Below are 1,546 nucleotides of genomic sequence, written 5' to 3' on the forward strand. Positions count from 1 at the left end.
CATTAATACAAATGGAGCAGCCATTGAATTAGATAATGCTATTGAAGTTCCTAATCGTCAAAATGTTTTAATTGAAAATGCATGTATTCAAACATTTGCGAAAACGGATGGCCCATTGGTAAAGATAAATAGTGTTATCAACGGAGTAGGGGGATTTGTCAGTAGTGGTAAAAATCCTGAAACTGGTGAAGTTGGTACTGGATGGATAACAAAAGATAATTTTATCTTAAGTTACACAAATGGAACATGTATAAGTGGTTTTAATGGAAGTCAAGTTTATACAAATGTGCCAAATCCAACAGATGATTAATAAAAAATAATAGGAATCAAAGATATCTTTTAGAAATAAGAGATATCTTTATTTATAATGTTGAATATGCTAGACTAGCAAGTAATGGAGGTATTATAATGAAACAATTATTTTTCTTTGATATAGATGGAACTTTAATCGATTGTAATAAGGATATTTATTCGATTCAGACTTCAACTCGTTCTGCTTTAGATCAATTAAAAGAACAAGGAGATGATGTTTTTTTAGCGACTGGGCGTTGTAAATGCTTTATTGTTGATGGTGTTATGGATTATCCATTCAGTGGGTATGTAACTTGTAATGGAGCCTATGTAGAATACCAAGGTAAATGTGTTTATAAAAATATAATTCCAAGTGAAGCCATTCAAAAGACACATGAGCTTTGTTTAGAAAGAAATATGGCATATTATTTTGAAGGAAATGATTATATTTATGTTTTGAATAAAACCAATCCTAAACATATTGAATTTAAAGACAATTGGGGAATGAAAGACGAAACGATAGTTGATAGTTTTGATTTTAAGAATATTGAAACATATATTGGGATGATTGTCATTAATTCTAAGGAGGATATAGAGCCAATGGTGAATGCATTATCACCTTATTTTAATATTCAAAGACATCAAAGTGAATTTTCTTTTGATCTGACTTTAAGAGGTGAATCAAAAGCTAAGGGAATTTTAGAGTTAGTGAAGCATCTCAATAGATCAATTCAAGATACAGTGGCTTTTGGGGATGGTCGTAATGATATTGAGATGTTATCAGAAGTTGGTTTAGGCATTGCAATGGGGAATGCTGCAATTGAGGCAAAGCATGTCGCAGATTTTATTACTGATGATGTAGATAAGGATGGAATTGTGAAAGCACTTCATCACTTTTCACTGTTAAAGCCGAGATAAATTGATTATTTCATGATAGTTGTTGAAATTGCTTCATCAATTTGGTAAAATAAGTGTACAGATAAAATCTGAATTTTGCTTATCAAAGGAGAAATAAAAATGGATGAACAAGAACAAGTAGTAATTAACCTTATCGTTAATAGTGGTAGTGCACGTAGCTCAGCTATTGAAGCAATTCAATATGCAAAAGCTGGAGATCTAGATAAGGCTGCAGAATCTTTACAACAAGCTAAAGAAACAGTAAATGAAGCACATCATGCTCAAACTGAATTAATTCAAGCAGAAATTAGAGGAGAAAAAGCTCCATTAAATTTATTAATGGTTCATGCTCAAGACC

The 1,546-nt window shown here is 31.4% G+C and carries 3 protein-coding genes; all 3 read left to right on the forward strand.

What is annotated here, in order from left to right; genetic code table 11:
- Nucleotides 1-310: hypothetical protein (locus tag ACLR9T_RS14675; RefSeq protein ID WP_413110186.1), on the forward strand; the 310-nt coding region annotated here is incomplete at its 5' end.
- Between the two features lie 98 nt (nucleotides 311-408).
- Nucleotides 409-1,209 (forward strand): HAD family hydrolase, encoded by an 801-nt coding sequence (locus ACLR9T_RS14680; protein WP_008789970.1) that lies wholly within the window; start codon nucleotides 409-411, stop codon nucleotides 1,207-1,209.
- A gap of 99 nt (nucleotides 1,210-1,308) precedes the next feature.
- Nucleotides 1,309-1,546: PTS lactose/cellobiose transporter subunit IIA (locus ACLR9T_RS14685; protein WP_413110187.1), on the forward strand; the 238-nt coding region annotated here is incomplete at its 3' end.

This window comes from Thomasclavelia sp. (assembly GCF_047249845.1).
Lineage (GTDB): Bacteria > Bacillota_I > Bacilli_A > Erysipelotrichales > Coprobacillaceae > Thomasclavelia.

What these genes read in the sequence shown, in the direction of transcription:
- ACLR9T_RS14680 (WP_008789970.1), top strand. Translation starts at nt 409, where the DNA reads ATGAAACAATTATTTTTCTTTGATATAGATGGAACTTTAATCGATTGT.